Raw genomic sequence first — 19,974 nt, forward strand, 5'->3', positions numbered from 1 at the left:
AACCGCGTCGATCGCTTTATGGCCGCCTGGAAAAATGCGGGGTTCAGCGTTGTCGGCCACCTGGTGTTTACCAAAACCTACACATCGAAGGCCGCATATGTGGGCTATCGCCACGAATGCGCCTACATCCTTGCAAAAGGCCGTCCGCCCCTGCCGCAAAACCCGTTGAATGACGTAATTGCGTGGAAATATTCAGGCAACCGGCACCACCCGACCGAAAAACCCGTAACCAGCCTGCAACCGCTGATTGAGTCCTTCACACATCCCGGCGCGATTGTGCTCGACCCCTTTGCCGGCAGTGGCTCCACCTGCGTGGCCGCCCTCCAGGCTGGCCGTCGTTACATCGGTATTGAATTGCTTGAGCAGTATCACCGGGCCGGACAGCAGCGTCTGGCCGCCGTCCGGCGCGCCATGCAGTACCCGGCCGCTAACGACGAGTTCCCGGAGGCCGCGTAATGAACTATGCAGGACACGAAAAACTCCGCGCAGAAGTGGCGGAAGTAGCCAACAGCATGTGTGACCTGCGGGCGACGCTGAACGGGATGGAGCACCGCTATCGCTTTGACTCTGATGTGCTGGTCGAACGCCTGACCCGTCAGACCCTTTTTCGCATCAATGCCCTGTTTATGGCGGCATACAACGAAATGCTTGAGCTGGATGCCTGCTTTAAGGACTAAGGAGAAAAACATGTACGGAACCTGTGAAACCCTCTGCCGCTTGTTGCGTGAGCAGTATCCCGCAGAAACCCCGCTGAACCTCATTGTCTGGTCCCCGGCGGATATCGAAGCACTGGCCGACGGAATGGAATATGCCGTTTCGGAACAGGACACAAGGGCGGTACTGGCGCGTATGGACGCCATACCGGAAGAACAACAGCTTGAGTCGGGCGTGCCTGCCGGTGCAGTGATGGATCTGATTGAACAGGTGAAAGAGGCAGTTCCGGCGGTGATGGTGCCGGCGGATCTGCTTGAAACCCTGCTAACCACTGCCGAACAGGCGTTATGGCACAGGGAATGGACCGCCCGTGACAGCAATCATCCGGTCCCGGAAAGCGTTACCCGCCGCCTGGCTGATGCGGCGAAAGTTCGCGCATTACTGAAAAAATGAAATCAACACGCCGCCCGGGCGGCGTGTACTGACCCCGTTCAGAGGAACCCATTATGCAGGAAACCACCACGTTAAACGCCCTTGTGATGCGCCGTGCGCGCGATTTGATTGCTGATTATGGATGGCCTGACCATACCGATGTTGATCAGCGTGATCCGGTCAATAAACCGGGATGGATAAGCATTTATGTCCGTCTGGATGCGGCAAATATTGTTCATCTGCTTCCTTTACTTTGTAGCGGTGACATACCCGCAGAGCTGCAAAATGCCATGACAAAAATAGCCGGGACGTCAGCGCAGATTATTTTATCCGGCAGCCGCTATGCCGACGCGCCGCAGCTTCCGGAGGACGGAACACAGATAGCGTTCCCCTGGGCCGGGGAATGGCTGACGGAGCCGGAGATTCAGGCTGTAACGGATTGCCTGTCCCGCGCCGTGCGGGATGTATCCCGGCAGGTATGGGAGGATGCGCGCCGGATAAAGGCGGCGCTGACCACGCGCGGGGAAACGCTGTTTTATCGTCAGACCCGAAATTTCCGTCTGGTTGTGAAGGAAAATGATATGCCCTGCTGGCTGGACGATGATGACAATTTGCCGGTGGTGCTCGATGCCATCCTGAACAAATGGGCACGCTACAGCAGCGTCGAGTTCTTTGTTATCAGCGACAAAGTTGATCAAATCCTGGCATGTGGCCAGATGTGCGATGTGCTGCGTATTCCGGGCGAGCCTCCGCGCCGGTGGATGGATTTAACCCTGTTACATGAGGTCATGGCAGAAGCGCGTGGAGAAATCAGTCTTGTCCGCAATGCCCTGTCAGCAATCCGGCCAGTGTAGCGAACAGCAGGGGGCGGCGGCCCCCTGAATCTACCACGAAGGATGTCGCCGGCTCCGCTTTTACGGCTCTTCCTCCACGTTGTTCCGGCTTCGCGGTGAGTAACGTCCCGAGCGGTCTGCGGCTTACGCCGTGCCTCTACTCTAGCCCGAACGCTGCAAATGCAAGGGTTCACTGACGTCGATGCTTTCACCCGGTCGCCGTATGTTTAAATGCCTGTCGCGGTTCTTCCCGTCGTTATCTCGCTCAATATTCGCTCGCTAACCGTCCAGACCCTCTCCGCTGTTTACCGGCGCTGCGGCTTCATGCATCGCCCCTGCATTTTTCGCTCCCTGTCGGGCTGTCGTGTCGGCACGGCGTAAGCCGTAACTCAGACAACATCGACTATGGAGGATTTTTTATGCGCACTACGACCACCACACCGGCTGTTTATGTGGGTACGTATCACAAATACAACTGCGGCAGCATTTTTGGCAAATGGTTTGAACTGACGGAGTTTGACGGCAGGGAGGATTTTTACGAGGCCTGCCAGGCGCTGCACGCCGATGAATGGGACGCAGAATTTATGTTCCAGGACCAGGAAGGTATCCCGTCGCAGTTCGTCTCTGAAAGCGCCATTGACTGGGATTTTATCGCCGCTTACAAACGCGCCGAAGAAGAGGGCAGGGAAGCCGCTTTTATCGCCTGGGCGGAGTATACCGGCGAGTGTGACTATGACGCGTTTGATGTTGCATACCGCGGTGAGGCGGAAAGTGAGGAAGACTATGCGCAGGAGATGGTTGACGATAACGGCCTGTTAAATGAGGTGCCGGAGCCGCTGCGCAGCTACTTCGATTTTGAGGCGTATGCCCGGGATTTGTTCAGCAGCGGCTATGTGTTCCATGACGGTTATGTCTTCAGTAACTGATTTTCCCCGGCAGGCGGTTTAGCCGCCTGTCAGTCCGCGCGCAAAACCCTGGCAGGCTCTGCCTGCCGGCGAAGTACGCCGCGCCTGCGGCGCCGCGTATCTCCGCCAGTGCCTGATGTCCCGGTGGTGTCAGAGTATGAGTATCGATGTGTTGTAGCCGGTCTGCGATATTCCTGTTCTGTTGATAATCTCTGCGTTGTCGTTGTCGTTGTCGTTGTCGTTGTCGTTGTCGTTGTCGTTGTCGTTGTCAATAGTGGCCATACCGGTGGCGTACTGGCTGATATCGCTGTCCTGTCGGCTTTTCTTCCCGGGCGATATGACTGTGGGCGACTTCCCTGGCGGGAACCGGCGCTGTCGTAAACGGAGCCAGTAAACCGTCTCCGCCCTGTCGGGCTTCCATCGCACTGTCGCAGGTTCAACATCACGCTTGCGGCATCCGTAAACGGATGCGCCGCTCTCACCAGCCCGGCGGTAATGCTGCCGGGCTTCTTCGGGGCAACGCCGTTTCGCGCCCGCGCGTTCCGTCGTTGCAGCGGGTTCCTGCTCATTTTCTCCTGGTCATTTCACCCTTTTGAGTCCTTTCGCCGGGGCTGAGACAAGCACAGCCGCTGTCAGCTGTCCAGGGTAAATGGCACGCGGTAAACCGCGCCCTGGACATCCGCCATCGCCCGCGCTGGTTTACGCCCCTGCGGCGAACGGCTCTCAAACGGGTGAAGGTAACAACCAGCGGGGGCGTTCAGCAGGTCCCCGCAAAACGTCAAAACCGCGGCCCCGGCAACTCAACGGGTGATGGTTTTTAAAAGCAAAACAGGTTCAGAAGGAGGAGCAACATGAGCGAGGCGCTGGCGGTTTTACCCGACGACACCTTTACCCGCGAACAGGCTGAGGTCGTTGTGGCGCAGTACACCAACGTGGCAATTGAGGACGATCAGGGGGCGCATTTTCGCCTGGTTGTCCGTCAGAACGGTGAAATGGTCTGGCGCACGTGGAACTTTGAGCCGGGCGGCACGTACTGGCTCAACCGTTATATCGCGGACTACGGTATCCGCAAGCCGCAGTAAGAAAGAGGTGCCCTGCCGGAGCGCGAACTCCGCAGGGCCAGACAATCATCAATATCCAGTGAGGTATCAACTATGTCAGTAACCGATGTTAAAGCAAAAGCCCCCAAAAAAGCGAGCAGCAAAAAAATCACGAAGGCGCAGGAAGAAGCCCTGAAAGCCGCCCTTGAGGCCGCTGTCATCGAGTATGTTCCGCTGTCCAGTCTCGCTAAATCCCCGCTGAACGTGCGCACCATCCCGTATTCCGTGGACAGCGTTCGCGGTCTGGCTGACTCCATCGAGGCGCTCGGACTGCTGCAGAACCTGATTGTTCACACCCTCGCGGACGGACAATCCGGCGTGGCCGCAGGTGGCCGCCGACTGACTGCCCTGAATCTGCTGGCGCAGGAAGACCGTCTTGCGGCCGATCATACCGTCATGGTGAAGCGCGTCTCAGACGACATTGCGGCCCTCGCCTCGGTTGCCGAGAACGAGCAGCGCGCCGCCATGCATCCCGCCGAGCAAATCGCAGGTTTCCGTACGCTGGCAGAGCAGGGCAAAACCCCCGCGCAGATTGGCGATGCGCTCGGCTTCGGCTCCCGTCACGTGCAGCGCATGCTGAAGCTGGCAAACCTCGCGCCATCACTGATGGATAAGCTCGCGCAGGACGAACTGACCGTTGAGCAGTGTCAGGCGCTCTGTCTCGAGGACGATCCTGCCCGCCAGGTAGAGGTATTCGAAAGCGTAAAGGCCAGCTGGTCGAACGCGCCCGCACACCTGATTAAACGCGCCATTACCGAAACCGAGATGCGCACCGACAGCGCCAGATTCCGGTTTATCGGGCGCGAAGCGTATGAGGCGGCAGGGGGGTACGTCCGTGAAGATCTGTTCAGCCAGGACGAGGGCGACGGCACGGCAGACAGCGTGCTGGTTGAGCATCTGGTGCAGGAAAAGCTGGAGCGTATCGCCCTGGACATTCAGCAGCGTGAGGGCTGGGCATGGAGTCGCGGACGCGCAGCCCGCATCTGGTACCACGGCGAAGACGGTAAGGAGTTCGTGCAGCCTGTTGAACCCGATCCGGTGTACACCCCTGAGCAGCAGCAGCGTCTTGATGCGCTGCGGGAGCAGTACGATACATATGACAGCGTTTGCGACGAGTCAGATGCGATCGAAGCGGACATCCTCGCCATTCAGGCGGCGGCAGAAGCCAGCGCGTGGACTGACGACATGAAGTCAGGCGCGGGGGTGATGGTCAGCCTGTACGAAGGGCAGGTGTACGTGCAGCGCGGTGTGCGCCTGAAAGCGGATATGCCGGAAGAAACCGTAACCAGCAGCGTAACGGTGCCATTCACCTCACGCCAGCCCGACGCCGCAGAGGGGATCAGCGTTCCGCTGCTCAAGAAAATGACCTCCGAGCGTACGCTGGCAGTCCAGGCGGCGCTGATGCAGCAGCCCGAAAAGGCAGTGACGCTGATGGTCTGGCGCATGTGTACCTGTGTCTTTTCCGGCTGTCTGACCACGACGCACCCGTTCCGTATCAGTCTGACCGTGTCCCACGGCAGCCTGACGGAGAACGCCCCGTCCGGTAAGGATGGCGCAGCGTTTGAGATGCTCATGACCGAACGGGCAAGGCTGAAAGCTCTGCTGCCGGAAGGGTGGGAGAAGGACTTCACAACCTTCTTTGCCCTTGACGGCGGGGTGTTGATGTCGCTGATGGCCTTTTGCACGGCCTGTTCCGTTGACGGGGTACAGACCCGCGATATGGGACACACCTCGCGCAGTACCCTCGATGCGGTCGAGGCGGCAATCGGATTCCACCTGCGCGACTGGTGGCAGCCGACGAAGGACAACTATTTCTCCGGCCTGAAACATCCGCAGATTGTCGCCTCCCTGAAAGAGGCGGGGCTGACGGGCGCGGCGGGTGACGCGGAGAAGATGAAGAAGGGCGATGCAGCAGCGCATGCGGAGCACTTTATGCAGCACACCCGCTGGGTTCCGGCATGGCTCAAAGGACCGGAGTCAGCAGGTAAGGCCGATGCTGACGACGCTGCTTCAGATACCGACAGCACTGGCAACGACACCACCAACACGGCACATGCCGCCTGATAACGGAGAGCCGCCCTGCGGGGCGGCGATAAGGAGATACCCATGCGTACTATTCTGACCCCCGATGTACTGAAAACGATGTCCCTTGATGAGTTTGAGGACTGGCGGGACAGCGGCGAAGACTTTCGCCGCGAACTAACCCACGCCGTCATGCGTGACCTGTCCTGCCCTGAGAACTGGGATGTGAACGGCGAGTACCGCAGCGAGTTCGGCGGCTTCTTCCCCGTGCAGGTGCGCTTTACGCCCCCGCACGGCAACTACCATATTGCCGTGTGCAGTCCAGGTGCCATCAGTCCGGCGTGGATGGTGGTGTTCGTGCCCGCCAGAGGTCGCCCGTTCTCCGTCATTCGTACCCTGAACGGCTACCAGCCGGAGCTTGTCAGCCACACCGTCAGCCTGACGGCGCGTCTCGATGCGGACGGCTACAGTCAGGCCAGCATCATCAGCATTCTGGCAGCGGAGGGTGCGGCATGATCCCCTCACATCACTCTCTGGTCCCCTTCAGCCCTGAGCGACGCGCCGCGATGGAGGCCATCGCTGAGGTTGAACGCCGGCGATCGCGCGGCGCGGTGTCCACGATGTACCCGTATGCCAGCGCCTTTTTCCGGCGGCTCACGGGCAGCACGCGCATCTCACTCAGGGAAATCCATCATTTTGCGCCGGTGCTGACGGCGCGGGAGCTGCGGGGCAGCAGGGACAGCTGGCTCAGGGCCATCGATGCCCTGATTGAAAGTCGCGGGACGTGTTGCTGGCTGCCGCTTCCTGTCGGTGCAGGTCAGCGTCTCTTTCCGGAGGTGGCCTTTCAGCAGGCCGAGCGGGTTCGCTGTCAGGACGCCCTGCGGGATGAAAAATACATCCGCCAGCGCCACAAGGAACGGTGCCAGCGTGAGCGGGCGTACCAGGCGCTGGCGGGGCAGGCGGAGATTGAGCTGGCATTCCATACGCCAGAAACGGTCAGCAGCTGGAGCGCGCGCTGGTCGGGGACTGAACTGCGCCAGTACGACCTGGAGGAGATGTTCTGGCGCTGGAGCGAGCGCTTTCCTTCCTTGTCGGCGCTGGAGCGGGATGAATTTGCACGCGAACCGCTCTGGAGCATGGTGTTCGAGGCCGGATTGCTGACAGAAGAGGCTTCCGTTCCCGTACGACAGCTGGAGCACTGGATGGTACCGAACAAGCTGACGTTCCGGGAGGGGACATGAGCAGGAGAGCAAATCCGTACGGGCAGGAACTGAAAATTGCCCGCAGTCAATGTAAACGCCTGAAGACGATGATAAACAAGCTCACCGATATGTCGGTTGAGTGGGATGGCCTGAGTGGTGGTCTGGAGTGCGACTTCAACATGCTGGCCGAAGAAGTGGAGAAGCAGCTGGACGTACTTGATGCGCAGATTGCCGACTGGGCTGAGGGATACGGCGACGGCAGGGAGGTGGGGTGATGGCAACAGAACGGAATATGCGGGGAAACATCGTCTGCAGGGAGTGCGGAAGGGCGTTTTCCTTCCTGGCCCCGCATCTGCGTATGACACATGAGATGTCGGTAAGTGAATATCGCGAGCGCTGGGGTATAGCGAAACATGTCCCGCTTGCCAGTGCCGAACACTCAACCAGATGCCGGGACAACGTTATCAGACGTATCCGGAGCGGCGAGCTGGACCCTGACCTGCAGGTCAGAATGATGGCGGAAGGGTACGCCAGGATAAAAGACCGAAGCAGACCCTCAGCACTACAGCAAAAGTCGTCCTCCAGAACGGCGACCCTAAACCGGATATGGGAAACCTCCCCTGCCGTGAAAAGGGTCAGCGCAGAGATCCGGCGGGAGGCCGTGCGCAGAATGAAGGCCCGCAACGAAACGGGTGAAAATGTGCGGAGTATTGCTGATGAACTGAACCTGTCCCTGAGCTGTCTGTATCGCTGGCAGGCTGAAGATGGCTGACGGCCTGTCGGGATTTTTTTTGCACACATGCTTTTCGGATAACATCATTAAATGTCTGCGCAGAATGCCGGTGCTGGACACTTTTCTGGTTAACAGCCTGCTGCTGCTGCGGGCTAATGTACTGGATAAAAAACGGTATACGCTGGCGGGTCTGGCTAATGAACTGGCTGTTTTCACCGAAACGGCAACACACGGGCGTCGTCCCTGACGGGACACGGCTGTCGTGAACAGAGTCAGCAAGCTGTCTCTGCCCTGCGGGCGTCCATCCTGACGCAACGTCAACCCCTACGCTTGCTGCGTCCGTAAACGGACGCGCCGCTTCACCCTGTCGGCGGTAAAACTGCCGACAGTCCTCTGACGCCCCGTCGTTCCGCCGTGTCGGGTGTGTTCATCCTCTCCCCGTATCTCTGGCGAGCCCTCTCCCGTTAAGTCCCCGGGCGGAGGGCTTGTCGTAGCACCGTCGTGTCGTCATCCGAAGGGTGAAATGAACTCCGCCAAAACTTTTTGCGAAGGACCGCAAAAACTTTTGTCTTCGCCCTTCTCCTGTCGCCCCGCCGTTGCTCCTTTGCCCTTTGCCGCCAGGGAACTCACCGAGAGATGGATTAACCACCAGACAGGAGGAAAAGCAGGATGAACACACAGAACGTCAACGTCAAAACCGCCACCAAAGAATCTTCCGAAAGATGGGTGAAAACCTCGTCCCTGCGTACTGATGGCTTTGTGCGCAATATCTATTCCCGTAACCCGTTCGATGTTATTCGCGCGGACGTGGTGCTGGCCCGTATGGAAATACAGGCTAACCGGGGATGTGGCCTGCACTACGAGATTTATGAGTCCCGTCTGCTGGGTATGGCTATGCATTACCTGGCAGAACTGCCACTGAAAGACCGTCCGGCGTTTATGGGGGCGGCAGCGAAACGGGGTTACATGCTGACGACTGCGGAAGAAGAACGTGCCGATGGTGAATGTGCTGACCTGATGATCGAGCTGGCGGCGGATTACTGATTACTTAATCGGCTGGCGGCATCACCTGCCGCCAGCAACAACGGAGAAACATCATGAGCATCAGCAACGGTAACACGAACAGCACATCCAGCTTCGACGCATGGGAGAAAAGCGCGCTCAGCGAGCTTGATACCCTGCAAAACCACGTCAGTAAAGCCCTGATGAAGTACCAGAGCAATACGGACAAAACGGCGCTGGGCGAGTCTGCAAACCGCTATATGGGCGAACTCAGAACCGCTGTCACGCGCATCCAGAAAGCCACGCCAGCCATTCAGCAGAAAGTCGACGGGATTGCCGACATGCTGCACCTGATGGCGCATTTTTCCGGCACCACGTTTGACGAATAACCACCACGGCGAAATATCAACGCCATTAACCAGAAGGAGATAAGCCATGCACTTAAATCTGACCGAATCCAGTGCCGAAGCAGGTATTTACGCGACCAGTGAGGCCGAACGCGCGTACTGGCTGAGCCGCGAAAAGTCATACCTGACCGCGCCCGTCGAAATCGACGTGCACGCCTTCCATGATGCGCTGGGGCTGATGTACCCGATGAACTGGCGCAGCAGTGAAGACGGCGAGTGTGAAACCTTCATGCTGGCGGAAATGGTCTGCGGCAACGTGACCGAAATCTACGCGCGGATCGGTATCCGTTATTACCGGATGCGTGGCTACAGCAACCTTGACCACGCGGAGATTCTGGCACGCGTTAAGGAGGGAATGCAGCGCCAGAAATGAAAAAGGCAGACTTTCGTCTGCCATATCCCGCCGGATTTATTCGCCTTCAACGATAAATCCGGCCTTCACCAAAAGGAACAAACCAATGCAATTCAGTGAAGTTTCGATTGTTACACCGACCGCCCTGTATGTCCAGATGCTTGAGGCGGAAAACGCACCTGTCAAAAAACAGGTGCGCATTACACGCAGTGATATCGACCGTGACGAAATCAGCGCCGAAATGCGGGCGCTGGGGAGACATATCGCAAAGTGCCGCAGAAAGGGGCGCTCCGTTCGCATTCCTGCCATGCGCGGAAGCGAGTGGGGGCAAGTGTTACGCACGCTCGAACTGAAGCGCGCATTTAACTGACGGAGGTGCCGCCCCGCAGGGGGCGGCATTTAAGGAGGAAATATGTCTCAACTCAGTTTTTCCAGCTTCTTTGATCAGGCGAGAGAAGCCGCACCCTTAACACCCGCTAAACCCGTATTGCCCACCGTGAATGTGCAGCCGATACCGCACCGGATGATGACAATCGACCAGGCCCGCCGCCAGTTTATCAGCGTGTTCAGGGATACCGCCCGCAGCCTGCGCCGCTGGGAGGTGTTCAGCGACTTTATCACGCTGGCCGCCAGCGAGCTGGATATAACGCGGATAAGAACGCCGCAGAATATTGAGCAGAGCCGCAAAATCTGCGCGAAGTACAGCGAGAGCGATATCAGCAATCTGCATACGCTTTTCTGCCTGATGGTCTGCGCACTGGAGGCCAAATTCCACGACTTCCTCGGCGCGATCTTCATGGAGCTTGAGCTTGGCGACGACCGCAACGGACAGTATTTCACGCCGTATCACGTCCAGTCACTGCTGGCGAGGCTGCTGATGCCGGACGTCGACGAAACGATACGCCGTGAGGGATTCGTGACCGTCAGCGATCCGGCAAGCGGTGCGGCGGGAATGATTGTGGCGTATGCGGAATATCTGCTGGAGGCGGGCTATAACCCGTCTGAGCATATGTTCGGAAGCTGTATCGATATTGATCCTGTTGCGGCCGATATGGCGTTTATTCAGCTTTCCCTGCTGGGTATTCCTGCCGAGGTGGTCACGGGCAATACGCTGACGATGCAATTAAACAGGGTGCGGTATACGCCTGTGTACTACATCAACAACTTTGGTAAGCGGCTGGACGATCAGCGCCGTATCAGTGCCATGCGCGAATTTTTGCGCTGTATAAATGACACAGCATAGCTATCCAGAAGGGCAGGGGAGTGTCCTGCCTTTGGTGGCATCAAAGGCCGCGCGCCTGCGGCGCAGAATAAGCAGGCTGCGCTGACGCGCTGCCTGCGTTATTCCGGCGCGAGGTTGTCTGAAGTTCCTGTCTTTTGGTTAGCTGATTACTATTCTTCATTCTCCTGCTGGCGATGGTCTTTATTATTCTGCCGCTGATATGGATATTATCCTTTCTTTTCCAGGCGTCGTCCCTGAAGGGACACGGCTGTCGTGAACGGAGCCGGTAAACCGTCTCCGCCCTTCGGGCGTCCATCCTGACGCAAATTCAAATTCATGCTTGCTGCATCCAGAATGGATGCGCCGCTTTCACCGTGGCGGTAATAAATTACCGCCACTCTGATGGCCGTAACGGATATTCGTCCCGCGACGATTTTCCGTTACGGGATGTGTGCATTCTCCTGGTGTGACTATCGCCCGATTTCATCAGTTCGCGGAGGGCTGCTTTTAGCATCAGCCAGAAAGGAAATAAAGGGGTATATAAACGCTGCGCGCCCCTTTATTTCCTTTCTGTCAGCTGCTCATTGCCCTTCGCCGCTCAGTGATGAAGTCGAACGATGTAATAACTCAATGAGGAGAAAATTAGAATGCACACATTAAACGTCAAAACCGCCACTCGTGAATCAGCCGAACAATTTAAAGTCGATGAACGACAGCGCTATTGTGTTACAGATGGCGATGAACGTCTTGATTTTATTCCTGCGCTCTTTTTTACGCCTTCTGCTGATAATATGATTGCCAGCTGGTTACGTCAGCATTCAGATTATGATGGTGGTTTCTGGAGTTACTGGATTATTCCGCAGGGCACCGGAGGAAACGTGGCTCCGAACTGTGTCAGATTCACAACCGCGCAAACAGGATATATCGCACCGGAAGGAGAACAGCGCTATAACATGGTTATTCCTGGTAATTACTTTGAAGCAGAGGTCAGTGCCGATGCTGCCGGAATTATTGCGACCCTGATGATTATGAACTGGTTGTCCTGGCAGGTTGCCGATATGGGGCCTGAATATTCGAAAGTCTGTAAACACCTCGTCGCTCGTCAGGACGCACTGAAAGATTACATCAGTATCATAAAACACCCTGAAGCATATTTAATTTATCGGGCTATTGATTGACGACATAAATACTGGATGAATAAAAAGACCTCCTGTTGAGGTCTTTTTACTGTTTTGCAAGAGTCTGCCCTGAGTCTTTATTCTTTTTTATCGCCCGGTATGTTGCCTCAATTTTTCTGGCATAGATATATCTTCTCTGCGCCTGTTCTTCTGTTTTCCGGAAACCTGCATTATACGCCCCCACGGCCTGCCAGCTGACTCCCCACTTTTTGAAAGCTATTGCAAGATAGTAAGCCCTGGTGTAGATATTCATACATGGGTCGGTAATAAGGTGCTCCGGTTTTATTCCATAACGAGCCAGTTCGTTAAAGTGCTGGGAGTCCACCTGCATAAGTCCGGAGCCAAAACCCGAAACAGGATTGTGGCCTTTAACGTCTGTGCGGAAGTTCGATTCATTCCAGGAGATTGCCCGAAGCAGATCTGGATCTATATGATAATCTCTGCCCGCCATATCAAAACAATCTGCATTAGCATTCTGAGCGGCTATCAGGAGTAATGCTGCCAGAAGTAGATTCCTCACTATTATTTCCCTGTGATGTGTTTTAGATGCCCTGATGATCGCATTATTACCTGATCTCAGGCAAGCCAAATATGGCCGAGAATTACTCTATGGATGCCTGTGCTAATATGGTTCTCCGGTAGTTTCTGTCTCACACCCCACGCAAAATTTCATTTTGCAGGATTATATACTTAAATCATGTATTTACGATTGGATTATGAATGCAAGTTAGTGTTTTATCGCACAGAAGGGCACTGCCATAGTGCCGTAATGTCGCCTGTTTGTGGCTCTATTGTGGCTAATGTAGTGCTAAATGAGAATAATCATGCAATTACTATGAATGCCACACATTGCGGTGCCGCTAAATGTGTGGCATTGTAGTGCCTGATTATGGCCAGTTAGCACTGCAATAGTGCTGAATATTTATTGAGGCTATTTTTAAACAGTGCCAGTGTGGTGCTGTCAGGGCAAGAGGGAAATAAAGTTATGCCACGGCAGAATGTTTATATGAAGCAAAAAACAATTGATGGTATCCGACAAATCGTCGATATGAGAAGGGAAGAGGGCGCGACAGCTTCCGATGCCAATATCTCCAGTGTCTGTTCCGAAATGCTGGAACTGGGAATGCGTGTATACCTCAATGCCAAAAATAAGAAGGCATCAGATGCAGAAGCCGGTGAAGATGTATTTCAAAGTGCGCTTTTTGAAGAAGTAGTAAAATCAAGAATGGCATCACAGGAGATACTGGCACTGATGTTTTCTTTGCAGGATATAAAATCTGATAGTCGTAACAATTACGATAAATTGATCGACTCTCTAAAAGAGAAAACAGATTTACGGGTCAAAAAGGTACTCAACAGAGAGTAGAATTTTCTGGTTAAGGAAGCCAGCTAACAATAGTGGTATGGGATGATTGCTACTTTTCTATTTTCAGAAAAACCATGCAATATATATGATGAATTAGTTTTGTAAGTATATCTTTTTGTGGTATATTTTAAATACAGCATAAGGTTATGTTGTAGACAATAAGACTTCGCTCACACAGGGGGGTTCGAGCCCCCTGCATGAGCTAACCATTAACCAACCAACTTTCAGGAGTATGGTCATGGCTACGCACGATCGTATGGATCTGAATGTCAGATCTCAAGCGTTTTATCACGATTTTTCTCCCTATCTTAAAAAAAGTCATGAAGACTGGTACATAAAAGATGCAAGTCATAAGTATCTGGGTGCTAGTGCAACATTTGCGTCACGTTTTTTTCCTTCTGGAATCGTTTCTGTGATTGGTTTGGAGGATTCAAGTATCCCAGCTATTACAGCCAATGATATTAATATTATGTATGCCTTCGAGAATAAAGTAATTCAAACAAAAAAAGATATGACTATTTTTTCTTGTGGTTATTTTATCGATATTGAAGGTGCTAATTGTTTTGTTTTAAAAATGGCTCCTTATTCTTATCAAGGAAGAGATTCGGTACTTGTTGATGTGATAGATATTACATGCCATAGCTATATCCATGAATTGATACCATCAATTTTCACCGGAGAGCAAGTGGTCATGTCAAATGTATCTCTTAATAATTTTAAAGACTTCAATCCGTTGGGTAAAGTTACTAGCAAAGAGTGGGAGGTGGCATGGCTTATTATTTGTGGTTATTCATCAAGATGGATTATTAACTATCTTAATCTTAGCAAAAAAACAGTTGAGTCAAAAATAAAAAGCATCTATCAGAAACTACAGGTTTTTGATCAGGGAGGTTTATTGCGAGTGGCAAGGTTTTATGGATGGATTAGATTTGTACCTGAAAAATTTTCCTCAGACACTGTTATTTTAAAGGTTAAATGATATTTAAATCCGGTAATAGTGAATGTCAGTGATGATGTTCACTATCCGTATATGCAAACTGTAAATATTCCTCTCGACATATGTATGCTCAGAGAACGTTCGATATCGCTGTGAAGCTTCAATGATTTTATTTATTACCAATAAATTGATTCAGATCAACATAATGTTAACTTTTTTGATCCTTTTTTTGAGAGAAAAAACTAGTTTTCCTTATTTATTATTTGGTTATCAAAACCACTGTATTTTTAAACACCGGGCAGTTGCCCGGCTAGTCAAAAATTTTGCTTATGAAACAATTTATCTCAGTTTATGACGGAGAATTTTGTTGATGAGCAAGCTAACGACAACAGTCCCTATAAAGCGTCCCAAATCCATTACAGTCATCCTGACCGCTGAGGCCAGTGAGCGACTTACTGCACTGGCAAAAAAAGGTAAGCGTTCCCGCCAGCTTGAGGCCATGCTGCGTATTCATGACAGCCTGAAACGTGTACCTGAAATTACGGGAGACTATTGGGAGATCACCACGCTCTGATATTTCTGGACTGAAAGGGAATATCACCCGACCTGCATTATCGATATTCCCTGCCATTATGTCGGACTGACGCCAACGGTCTGATTTCAGTTTTTTTGTTTTGCCTTATCCGTTTTTTCTTCACCGATAAAACGGCGGGCATCCCTTTGCCCAAAATCCGTCGGGCGAGTTTCCCCCCACGACAGGTGTGACACCCTGGGGCGGTAGCGTGTCTGAAGACGTTTGTACAGATAATCCCCCGCGGCTTCTGCCTTGCGGGCGTCGCGGGGGCGTATCTGCCCGAACAACTTAATCGTTAATTAAAGGAAATAATATGGCTGATATTTCAGTGATAAATCAGGGGGCGGACGTTGTCTGCAAGGGGAATAAAAAGGGACTGCTCTCACGCATGGTATCTGCCGTGAAAGCGGTGCCGTCGCTGGTGAATAACCGTACCGCGAAGGCGCTGTTTAAGTATGTGGCAATGCCGCTGGCATTATTTCTGGCGGCACGCGGTATGGCGCATGCCGAAGACCTGACGGCGGCCGGCAAACAGGATGCGACTGATACCTTTGGTGAAGACTCCACCATGATGTACTACTTCATGATCGCGGAAGTGGTGCTGGTCTTCCTGCTGTACCTCAAATCACATAACCCGGCGACCTTCCTGCTCATCCCGGTGTTTATCGTGATTACCAAAATCATCTTCTCCATCATTTCTGCCCGCTCCGGGGGCTGATCGGCACGGAGACTAGTCAATGGATGAGGAACGCGCTTCGCGCTTCATGTTTCCTCAGACACTGACAGAGCAGACACGGCCCATCGGACTACCGATGGATGAGACAATAGCCCTGTTCGCACCGATGGGATGGGGCTTTTATACCGGTAAGTACGTTACCGGTCTGGTCATTGCCGTTCTGCTCTGGTTCTGTCTGAAGTATTTCAAAAAGGGGAGAGGGACCGACTGGCTGCTTAACGCCTGCTACTGGTACCTCCCGTCTTCACTCTTCAAAGGCATGTACAAAGTCATTCCCGATTCGTCATTCCGGCTGTGGCTGCGTTGATGGCCAGGAGGTATTCCCATGGACCTGAAGGCAAAGCGCCTGTCGGCCCGCTACACATCACTCATCTTTCTGCTGCTTCTGGTGTTCTTTGGTCTGAGTCTTGCCGGCAACCTGGTGGCCTGGTTGCGACTCGATACGCTGATTAACAGCCGTGAAGAAACCTATATCCCGATGGGGTTTGATACCCCGTTCACGCTGACGCGTAACCGGATGGATGCGAATTATCTGGAGCAAACCGCCGAGTCACTGGTCTTCCTGCGCTACAACGTGTCGCCGGAATCGGTGAAGGCCAATCACAAAGCGCTGCTGCGCTTCTTTGATAACGAAGAGCGTCCTGCCATGCAGGAAGTGCTGGCCAGCGAGGCGCAGCGCGTTATCGACAATAACGTGACGACCGCCTTTTATCTGTCCGGCTTCGATACGTACCCGGCTTCGGGGATTGTGGATATTCACGGGACGGTACAGCAGTGGATAGGCAATCGTAAGCAGCTGCCGGAAGACAAAACTATCCGGATGGCACTGCGCTATCACCGGGGTATTACCACCATTCAGGATTTCAGGGAGCAGGTGGATGAAAAGAAAAAATAACAGGCATGGCAGGCACCGTCTGGCATTGCTGGTCAGTCTGCTCTGTCTGAGCGGCACTGTGCTGGCAGAGCCGGTGGCGATGTTACCAGTAAAAATCCCCGTTTCGCCGGACAGCCAGGTCCGGGTTGCGCTCAGCAATACCAACCCGAATCTGCTGGTTGTACCTGGCGATAAGATTATCGCCGTGGACAGTGCGCAGGGGATGTTTCTGAATGACAACAAGGCGCTGGGGCAGGCCAACGGTGGCGTGCAGCTAATGACCGCCCAGACTACCCCGTTTACCTTCTATGTCCGCACGGAAGGTGGACTGACCGTTTCCGTTATTGGTGTTCCGCAGAAACGGGATGGCCGGGTGCTGCAGTTTATCTCCAGCCGTCCGGTACAGCATGATGATGCGCGGCGCTGGGAGCAGTCGCAGCCGTATGTGCGCACCCTGATCTCTGTTCAGCAGGCAGTACTGAGAGGCGGCGTACCGAAAGGGTTTACCGAAGCACCTGTCGTGGCGGTACCCACATTTTCCCTGCCGGGCTGGTTGTCGGTGACGCCTCAACAAATGTGGAGCGGTGGTGGGCTTCGGCTCTATCGCCTGACGGTGCGTAATCGTGGTGCCAGTGTGCTGGCTATACCTGAACGACTGTTTCAGGCACCTGGCGTACGTGCAGTGATGGTGTTTCCGTTCAGTACCACGCTGATGCCCGGTACCGATACGCAAGTGTGGGTCACGGTCAGCAACGACGGGGAGGGGCAGGCTAATGGCTAACATTAACGTGCTGACCCGTCGCAAGCAGATGGCGGTGCTGATCGCCGTGGCGCTGGGATTAAGCGCTATCGGCGGTGTCGCCTGGTATATCGGTGCACCATCAAAGGTGTCCCCCGGTAAGAGCCAGGCAAAAAAACCGGTACCGGATATGACCGGCGCGGTGACCTCCAGTACCTTCGGTAAAAAAGTCAGCGATACGGCGGTGGCTGACCTGCAGCATACCGCGAATCAAGCCGATAAAAAGCTGGCCAGCTTTGAGAATCAGCTCAATAAGCTCGCCAGTGAAAACAAGGCCTACCGGGACAAAATTCAGTCACAGGATGATGATATCAAACTGCTGCAAACCCAGATTGATGCGATGAACCAGACAGGGGATAGCAGCAGCGGTCATGCCACACCGGGTCCGGGAGCGCCCGCCGGCACCCTGCCTGTCGGTGGTGTTTCGGGGGCTGTTCCACCGCCGACTGCCTTTTATCCCGGCGTTCCCGGCAATCAGACGACGGTGAATATCGCTCCACAGCTGAATCAGGGGCTGTCCACCATGAGTATCGATTACGGCGAAAAAAAGGATGATGCGCCGGCGCTGCCGTATATTCCGTCGGGGAGTTTTGTCGGGGCGACGGTGATTGAGGGGGCGGATGCTAACGCCTCTGTCACGGGTGAAAGCGCCTCATCACCGATGCAGTTCCGCCTGACCGGGAAGGTGATTTTACCGAACGACGGGGAGTATGACCTGCGGGGCTGCTTTGTAACCGCAGCCGCTTACGGTGATATCTCCAGTGAGCGCGCGCTACTGCGTACCGACCGTCTGTCCTGCCGTGTTCATGGCCACGTTATCGACCAGCCCTTCAAAGGACACGTCTCCTTTATGGGGAAAAATGGCATCCGGGCCGAGCCGGTCATCCGCAACGGCAAAATTGTCGGCTATGCCTTTGCCGGTGGTGCCATCGATGCAATGGGCAGCGCCATATCGAACGTCGGCTCAACCAGCGTTGGCCTTGGTGCAGCGAATACCGTCAGCGGTGGCGATGTTGCTCGCGCCGGGTTCGGTGGTGGTACGTCACAGGCAGGCAAAACCCTCTCAGATTACTTCATCAAACGCGCCGAGCAGTACCACCCGGTTATCCCGGTCGGTGCCGGTGTGCAGGTTTCGGTCGTCTTCCAGGAAGGTTTCCAGCTGCAGTATGCCGACGTGAAGAAGGAGAAGAAGCCTGCTGTATCTTCTCAGGAAAAAGCGACCGGCAACGGGATCACCATCACCAAAGAAGCGCTGCGTAACCTCAATCTCGGGGACTCCGTGGGTGCCATGAAAGATCAGATACAGGCAGGAATGCAGGAGTCGATGCGATGAAAACGTTATGGACAGATATCAGAGAGGGATGGCGGGCGATGCAATATCACTACACTGGCCCCGGCGCTGCATTGCACTTAATAGCGCTGGCTGTCCGCTGCCTGCTGTGGTGGGTGATGGGCTGCATTCTCCTTTTTACGGTCTACGGCGGGTTACTGTTGTTTTATCTCGAACAGATGCCGGGACAGGTGGCATCAACGATCCCGGGTCTGCTGACGGTGGTTCATGAGGTGGTGGTTCTCTGGCAGTGGCAGTGCATCACGGTACTGAGCTCGGTCCTGCCGCTGTTCTGTTTGTGGGTGACGCTTGTTCATTTTATTTGGGTACGTCCCGCTAACGCTGACCGTACCCGTATTCCGTTCAACCCGCGTCGTTAATTTTTCTTCCCCACTCAGGAGATTGTATGCGTAAACCACAACGCCATCCTCTGGCTTCGTTGTCTTCCCCGGAGCTGGCGCAACACATTCTGGATAACTGCACTACGTTTATCACGCTGAACCAGCCCGCTCACCCATTCTGCCTGCAGGGTGAGCCGCAAAGTGGCCATACGATAGTTGTCGGGCGTACCGGTGGCGGTAAATCCGACCTCTGTGCCCGTGTCATGAATGATGTGCTTCGCCGTTCCGGTGACGGGCGCGCTGATGAGTGATAAGCGTCGCTTCTTCGGCGCACTGGCGGCCATAAAAACCTTCACCCGCTGAACCTCTTTTTCTCAGGATAAATCATGAATAAATTCATTATGCCTTTACTGGCAGGCGCTGGCCTGCTCTCCGGCTGTGCCGGAATGAACTCTGACTTTGACTGTAATACTGTGGCCCATGACCGCTGCATCACCATGGAGCAGGCTAATCAGCAGGCGGCAGGGCGTTCGCCGTCTTCCCCGGTGATGTCCGGCGTTGATGGTGATGCGGGAAAGACGGACGCGGCTGTTGAGACCCTGCCGCGCCTTGCACCGGTTCCGGTCTCACCTTCACCGCTGACTGGTATTCAGGCGGCCACCCGTGACGCGGGTACGCGATCAGTAAGAACGACGACGGGGAGCCTGCTGCTGCCCGCGTCGCGCCCGGTTCGTCCGGATGTGGGAGGCCCGGCAGTACCTTCTCACCGGCCAGCCGTTTCTCCTGCCTTGCCGGCGTCATCACCTGTCACTGAAGTCCAGCGCTATGCCGATACCGGGGTTAGTCAGCCTATACGGGTCAATCCAACCACGGCTCGACTGTGGATTGCGGGCTGGATTGACCGGGATGATGTTATGCATCAACCGTCGGTCGTGTCTTTCGTGGTGAAGCCTGACCACTGGGCCGGGAGCTGAA

30 protein-coding genes are annotated in these 19,974 nt (G+C 54.5%); 29 read left to right on the top strand and 1 reads right to left on the bottom strand.

Going from position 1 to position 19,974, the window contains the following annotated elements; translation table 11 throughout:
• The 18 genes from GJV78_RS14435 to GJV78_RS14520 all read left to right on the top strand — a co-directional run.
• A partial coding sequence (locus GJV78_RS14435) for a DNA methyltransferase (RefSeq protein WP_155109032.1) occupies nt 1-456 on the top strand: 456 nt, incomplete at its 5' end.
• A complete protein-coding gene (locus GJV78_RS14440; RefSeq protein ID WP_002211748.1) occupies nt 456-677 on the top strand; it encodes a hypothetical protein in 222 nt (73 codons plus the stop codon). The genes GJV78_RS14435 and GJV78_RS14440, both read left to right, overlap by 1 nt.
• Nucleotides 678-687: 10 nt before the next feature.
• The gene (locus GJV78_RS14445; protein ID WP_017694196.1) at nt 688-1,107 is read left to right on the top strand and encodes a DUF1380 family protein; all 420 of its coding nucleotides are present in this window, start codon (nt 688-690) and stop codon (nt 1,105-1,107) included.
• Nucleotides 1,108-1,160: 53 nt separating this feature from the next.
• On the top strand, nt 1,161-1,940 hold the full coding sequence (locus GJV78_RS14450) for a hypothetical protein (RefSeq protein WP_017694197.1): 780 nt from the start codon (nt 1,161-1,163) through the stop codon (nt 1,938-1,940).
• 398 nt (nt 1,941-2,338) lie between these two features.
• Nucleotides 2,339-2,845 carry an antirestriction protein ArdA gene (locus GJV78_RS14455; RefSeq protein WP_017694198.1) on the top strand — a complete coding sequence of 169 codons (507 nt, stop codon included), beginning with the start codon at nt 2,339-2,341 and terminating at the stop codon, nt 2,843-2,845.
• Between the two features lie 830 nt (nt 2,846-3,675).
• A complete protein-coding gene (locus GJV78_RS14460) occupies nt 3,676-3,906 on the top strand; it encodes a DUF905 domain-containing protein (protein WP_155109033.1) in 231 nt (76 codons plus the stop codon).
• Nucleotides 3,907-3,978: 72 nt separating this feature from the next.
• A complete protein-coding gene (locus GJV78_RS14465; protein WP_017694201.1) occupies nt 3,979-5,988 on the top strand; it encodes a ParB/RepB/Spo0J family partition protein in 2,010 nt (669 codons plus the stop codon).
• Between the two features lie 42 nt (nt 5,989-6,030).
• Nucleotides 6,031-6,462 (top strand): conjugation system SOS inhibitor PsiB, encoded by a 432-nt coding sequence (gene psiB, locus GJV78_RS14470; RefSeq protein ID WP_017694202.1) that lies wholly within the window; start codon nt 6,031-6,033, stop codon nt 6,460-6,462.
• Nucleotides 6,459-7,187 carry a plasmid SOS inhibition protein A gene (locus GJV78_RS14475; protein ID WP_017694203.1) on the top strand — a complete coding sequence of 243 codons (729 nt, stop codon included), beginning with the start codon at nt 6,459-6,461 and terminating at the stop codon, nt 7,185-7,187. Before psiB ends, GJV78_RS14475 begins: the two co-directional genes overlap by 4 nt.
• Entirely contained in the window at nt 7,184-7,423 is a 240-nt protein-coding gene (locus GJV78_RS14480; protein ID WP_016589766.1) for a hypothetical protein, read from the top strand. Before GJV78_RS14475 ends, GJV78_RS14480 begins: the two co-directional genes overlap by 4 nt.
• Nucleotides 7,423-7,920, top strand: a complete 498-nt coding sequence (locus GJV78_RS14485; RefSeq protein WP_017694204.1) for a MucR family transcriptional regulator — start codon at nt 7,423-7,425, stop codon at nt 7,918-7,920. The genes GJV78_RS14480 and GJV78_RS14485 overlap by 1 nt, the downstream gene beginning before the upstream one ends.
• Nucleotides 7,921-7,939: 19 nt before the next feature.
• On the top strand, nt 7,940-8,128 hold the full coding sequence (locus tag GJV78_RS14490) for a hypothetical protein (protein WP_230979146.1): 189 nt from the start codon (nt 7,940-7,942) through the stop codon (nt 8,126-8,128).
• Nucleotides 8,129-8,550: 422 nt separating this feature from the next.
• Nucleotides 8,551-8,925, top strand: a complete 375-nt coding sequence (locus GJV78_RS14495; protein ID WP_017694206.1) for a hypothetical protein — start codon at nt 8,551-8,553, stop codon at nt 8,923-8,925.
• Nucleotides 8,926-8,978: 53 nt separating this feature from the next.
• Nucleotides 8,979-9,272, top strand: coding sequence for a hypothetical protein (locus tag GJV78_RS14500; protein WP_017694207.1), 294 nt, complete (start codon nt 8,979-8,981; stop codon nt 9,270-9,272).
• Between the two features lie 46 nt (nt 9,273-9,318).
• Nucleotides 9,319-9,663: a hypothetical protein gene (locus tag GJV78_RS14505; protein WP_017694208.1), complete on the top strand. Its 345-nt coding sequence runs from the start codon at nt 9,319-9,321 to the stop codon at nt 9,661-9,663.
• An 85-nt stretch (nt 9,664-9,748) separates the two neighbouring features.
• Nucleotides 9,749-10,012, top strand: a complete 264-nt coding sequence (locus tag GJV78_RS14510; protein ID WP_017694209.1) for a hypothetical protein — start codon at nt 9,749-9,751, stop codon at nt 10,010-10,012.
• Nucleotides 10,013-10,054: 42 nt separating this feature from the next.
• Nucleotides 10,055-10,885: an N-6 DNA methylase gene (locus GJV78_RS14515; RefSeq protein WP_155109034.1), complete on the top strand. Its 831-nt coding sequence runs from the start codon at nt 10,055-10,057 to the stop codon at nt 10,883-10,885.
• 626 nt (nt 10,886-11,511) lie between these two features.
• Nucleotides 11,512-12,042, top strand: a complete 531-nt coding sequence (locus GJV78_RS14520; protein WP_017694211.1) for an antirestriction protein — start codon at nt 11,512-11,514, stop codon at nt 12,040-12,042.
• A 46-nt stretch (nt 12,043-12,088) separates the two neighbouring features.
• Here GJV78_RS14520 and GJV78_RS14525 read toward each other — a convergent pair whose 3' ends face one another.
• A complete protein-coding gene (locus GJV78_RS14525; RefSeq protein ID WP_017694212.1) occupies nt 12,089-12,562 on the bottom strand; it encodes a transglycosylase SLT domain-containing protein in 474 nt (157 codons plus the stop codon).
• Between the two features lie 465 nt (nt 12,563-13,027).
• On the opposite strand from GJV78_RS14525, the gene traM reads away from it, so the two are divergent.
• From traM to traV, 11 genes are all read left to right on the top strand, one after another.
• Nucleotides 13,028-13,408, top strand: a complete 381-nt coding sequence (gene traM, locus GJV78_RS14530; protein WP_032667774.1) for a conjugal transfer relaxosome DNA-binding protein TraM — start codon at nt 13,028-13,030, stop codon at nt 13,406-13,408.
• Nucleotides 13,409-13,646: 238 nt separating this feature from the next.
• Complete coding sequence (locus tag GJV78_RS14535) at nt 13,647-14,387, top strand: helix-turn-helix transcriptional regulator (protein WP_017694214.1); 741 nt, start codon at nt 13,647-13,649, stop codon at nt 14,385-14,387.
• 328 nt (nt 14,388-14,715) lie between these two features.
• Nucleotides 14,716-14,919, top strand: a complete 204-nt coding sequence (locus GJV78_RS14540; protein ID WP_017694215.1) for a TraY domain-containing protein — start codon at nt 14,716-14,718, stop codon at nt 14,917-14,919.
• 313 nt (nt 14,920-15,232) lie between these two features.
• Nucleotides 15,233-15,637 carry a type IV conjugative transfer system pilin TraA gene (locus GJV78_RS14545; RefSeq protein WP_017694216.1) on the top strand — a complete coding sequence of 135 codons (405 nt, stop codon included), beginning with the start codon at nt 15,233-15,235 and terminating at the stop codon, nt 15,635-15,637.
• Between the two features lie 46 nt (nt 15,638-15,683).
• Nucleotides 15,684-15,962 carry a type IV conjugative transfer system protein TraL gene (gene traL / locus GJV78_RS14550; protein ID WP_230979153.1) on the top strand — a complete coding sequence of 93 codons (279 nt, stop codon included), beginning with the start codon at nt 15,684-15,686 and terminating at the stop codon, nt 15,960-15,962.
• Between the two features lie 18 nt (nt 15,963-15,980).
• Complete coding sequence (traE, locus tag GJV78_RS14555) at nt 15,981-16,550, top strand: type IV conjugative transfer system protein TraE (RefSeq protein ID WP_017694218.1); 570 nt, start codon at nt 15,981-15,983, stop codon at nt 16,548-16,550.
• On the top strand, nt 16,534-17,310 hold the full coding sequence (gene traK / locus GJV78_RS14560; protein WP_017694219.1) for a type-F conjugative transfer system secretin TraK: 777 nt from the start codon (nt 16,534-16,536) through the stop codon (nt 17,308-17,310). Before traE ends, traK begins: the two co-directional genes overlap by 17 nt.
• On the top strand, nt 17,303-18,661 hold the full coding sequence (locus GJV78_RS14565) for a TrbI/VirB10 family protein (RefSeq protein WP_017694220.1): 1,359 nt from the start codon (nt 17,303-17,305) through the stop codon (nt 18,659-18,661). Before traK ends, GJV78_RS14565 begins: the two co-directional genes overlap by 8 nt.
• Nucleotides 18,658-19,038, top strand: a complete 381-nt coding sequence (locus GJV78_RS14570) for a hypothetical protein (RefSeq protein ID WP_017694221.1) — start codon at nt 18,658-18,660, stop codon at nt 19,036-19,038. Before GJV78_RS14565 ends, GJV78_RS14570 begins: the two co-directional genes overlap by 4 nt.
• Nucleotides 19,039-19,064: 26 nt before the next feature.
• The gene (locus tag GJV78_RS14575) at nt 19,065-19,310 is read left to right on the top strand and encodes a hypothetical protein (RefSeq protein ID WP_017694222.1); all 246 of its coding nucleotides are present in this window, start codon (nt 19,065-19,067) and stop codon (nt 19,308-19,310) included.
• A gap of 75 nt (nt 19,311-19,385) precedes the next feature.
• Complete coding sequence (gene traV / locus GJV78_RS14580) at nt 19,386-19,973, top strand: type IV conjugative transfer system lipoprotein TraV (RefSeq protein ID WP_155109035.1); 588 nt, start codon at nt 19,386-19,388, stop codon at nt 19,971-19,973.
• Nucleotide 19,974: the final 1 nt, after the last annotated feature.

This window comes from Intestinirhabdus alba, from assembly GCF_009711095.1.
Classification (GTDB): domain Bacteria; phylum Pseudomonadota; class Gammaproteobacteria; order Enterobacterales; family Enterobacteriaceae; genus Intestinirhabdus; species Intestinirhabdus alba.

Excerpts from the sequence above, each read along its gene's own strand:
- traL (WP_230979153.1), top strand. The coding sequence starts at position 15,684 with ATGTTTCCTCAGACACTGACAGAGCAGACACGGCCCATCGGACTACCG.
- GJV78_RS14445 (WP_017694196.1), top strand. The coding sequence starts at position 688 with ATGTACGGAACCTGTGAAACCCTCTGCCGCTTGTTGCGTGAGCAGTAT.
- GJV78_RS14545 (WP_017694216.1), top strand. The coding sequence starts at position 15,233 with ATGGCTGATATTTCAGTGATAAATCAGGGGGCGGACGTTGTCTGCAAG.
- GJV78_RS14440 (WP_002211748.1), top strand. The coding sequence starts at position 456 with ATGAACTATGCAGGACACGAAAAACTCCGCGCAGAAGTGGCGGAAGTA.
- GJV78_RS14540 (WP_017694215.1), top strand. The coding sequence starts at position 14,716 with ATGAGCAAGCTAACGACAACAGTCCCTATAAAGCGTCCCAAATCCATT.
- GJV78_RS14575 (WP_017694222.1), top strand. The coding sequence starts at position 19,065 with ATGCGTAAACCACAACGCCATCCTCTGGCTTCGTTGTCTTCCCCGGAG.
- GJV78_RS14455 (WP_017694198.1), top strand. The coding sequence starts at position 2,339 with ATGCGCACTACGACCACCACACCGGCTGTTTATGTGGGTACGTATCAC.
- traV (WP_155109035.1), top strand. The coding sequence starts at position 19,386 with ATGAATAAATTCATTATGCCTTTACTGGCAGGCGCTGGCCTGCTCTCC.
- GJV78_RS14495 (WP_017694206.1), top strand. The coding sequence starts at position 8,551 with ATGAACACACAGAACGTCAACGTCAAAACCGCCACCAAAGAATCTTCC.
- psiB (WP_017694202.1), top strand. The coding sequence starts at position 6,031 with ATGCGTACTATTCTGACCCCCGATGTACTGAAAACGATGTCCCTTGAT.
- GJV78_RS14485 (WP_017694204.1), top strand. The coding sequence starts at position 7,423 with ATGGCAACAGAACGGAATATGCGGGGAAACATCGTCTGCAGGGAGTGC.
- GJV78_RS14535 (WP_017694214.1), top strand. The coding sequence starts at position 13,647 with ATGGCTACGCACGATCGTATGGATCTGAATGTCAGATCTCAAGCGTTT.
- GJV78_RS14510 (WP_017694209.1), top strand. The coding sequence starts at position 9,749 with ATGCAATTCAGTGAAGTTTCGATTGTTACACCGACCGCCCTGTATGTC.
- GJV78_RS14465 (WP_017694201.1), top strand. The coding sequence starts at position 3,979 with ATGTCAGTAACCGATGTTAAAGCAAAAGCCCCCAAAAAAGCGAGCAGC.
- traK (WP_017694219.1), top strand. The coding sequence starts at position 16,534 with ATGAAAAGAAAAAATAACAGGCATGGCAGGCACCGTCTGGCATTGCTG.
- GJV78_RS14500 (WP_017694207.1), top strand. The coding sequence starts at position 8,979 with ATGAGCATCAGCAACGGTAACACGAACAGCACATCCAGCTTCGACGCA.
- GJV78_RS14505 (WP_017694208.1), top strand. The coding sequence starts at position 9,319 with ATGCACTTAAATCTGACCGAATCCAGTGCCGAAGCAGGTATTTACGCG.
- traM (WP_032667774.1), top strand. The coding sequence starts at position 13,028 with ATGCCACGGCAGAATGTTTATATGAAGCAAAAAACAATTGATGGTATC.
- GJV78_RS14480 (WP_016589766.1), top strand. The coding sequence starts at position 7,184 with ATGAGCAGGAGAGCAAATCCGTACGGGCAGGAACTGAAAATTGCCCGC.
- GJV78_RS14520 (WP_017694211.1), top strand. The coding sequence starts at position 11,512 with ATGCACACATTAAACGTCAAAACCGCCACTCGTGAATCAGCCGAACAA.
- GJV78_RS14565 (WP_017694220.1), top strand. The coding sequence starts at position 17,303 with ATGGCTAACATTAACGTGCTGACCCGTCGCAAGCAGATGGCGGTGCTG.
- traE (WP_017694218.1), top strand. The coding sequence starts at position 15,981 with ATGGACCTGAAGGCAAAGCGCCTGTCGGCCCGCTACACATCACTCATC.
- GJV78_RS14450 (WP_017694197.1), top strand. The coding sequence starts at position 1,161 with ATGCAGGAAACCACCACGTTAAACGCCCTTGTGATGCGCCGTGCGCGC.
- GJV78_RS14460 (WP_155109033.1), top strand. The coding sequence starts at position 3,676 with ATGAGCGAGGCGCTGGCGGTTTTACCCGACGACACCTTTACCCGCGAA.
- GJV78_RS14570 (WP_017694221.1), top strand. The coding sequence starts at position 18,658 with ATGAAAACGTTATGGACAGATATCAGAGAGGGATGGCGGGCGATGCAA.
- GJV78_RS14515 (WP_155109034.1), top strand. The coding sequence starts at position 10,055 with ATGTCTCAACTCAGTTTTTCCAGCTTCTTTGATCAGGCGAGAGAAGCC.
- GJV78_RS14475 (WP_017694203.1), top strand. The coding sequence starts at position 6,459 with ATGATCCCCTCACATCACTCTCTGGTCCCCTTCAGCCCTGAGCGACGC.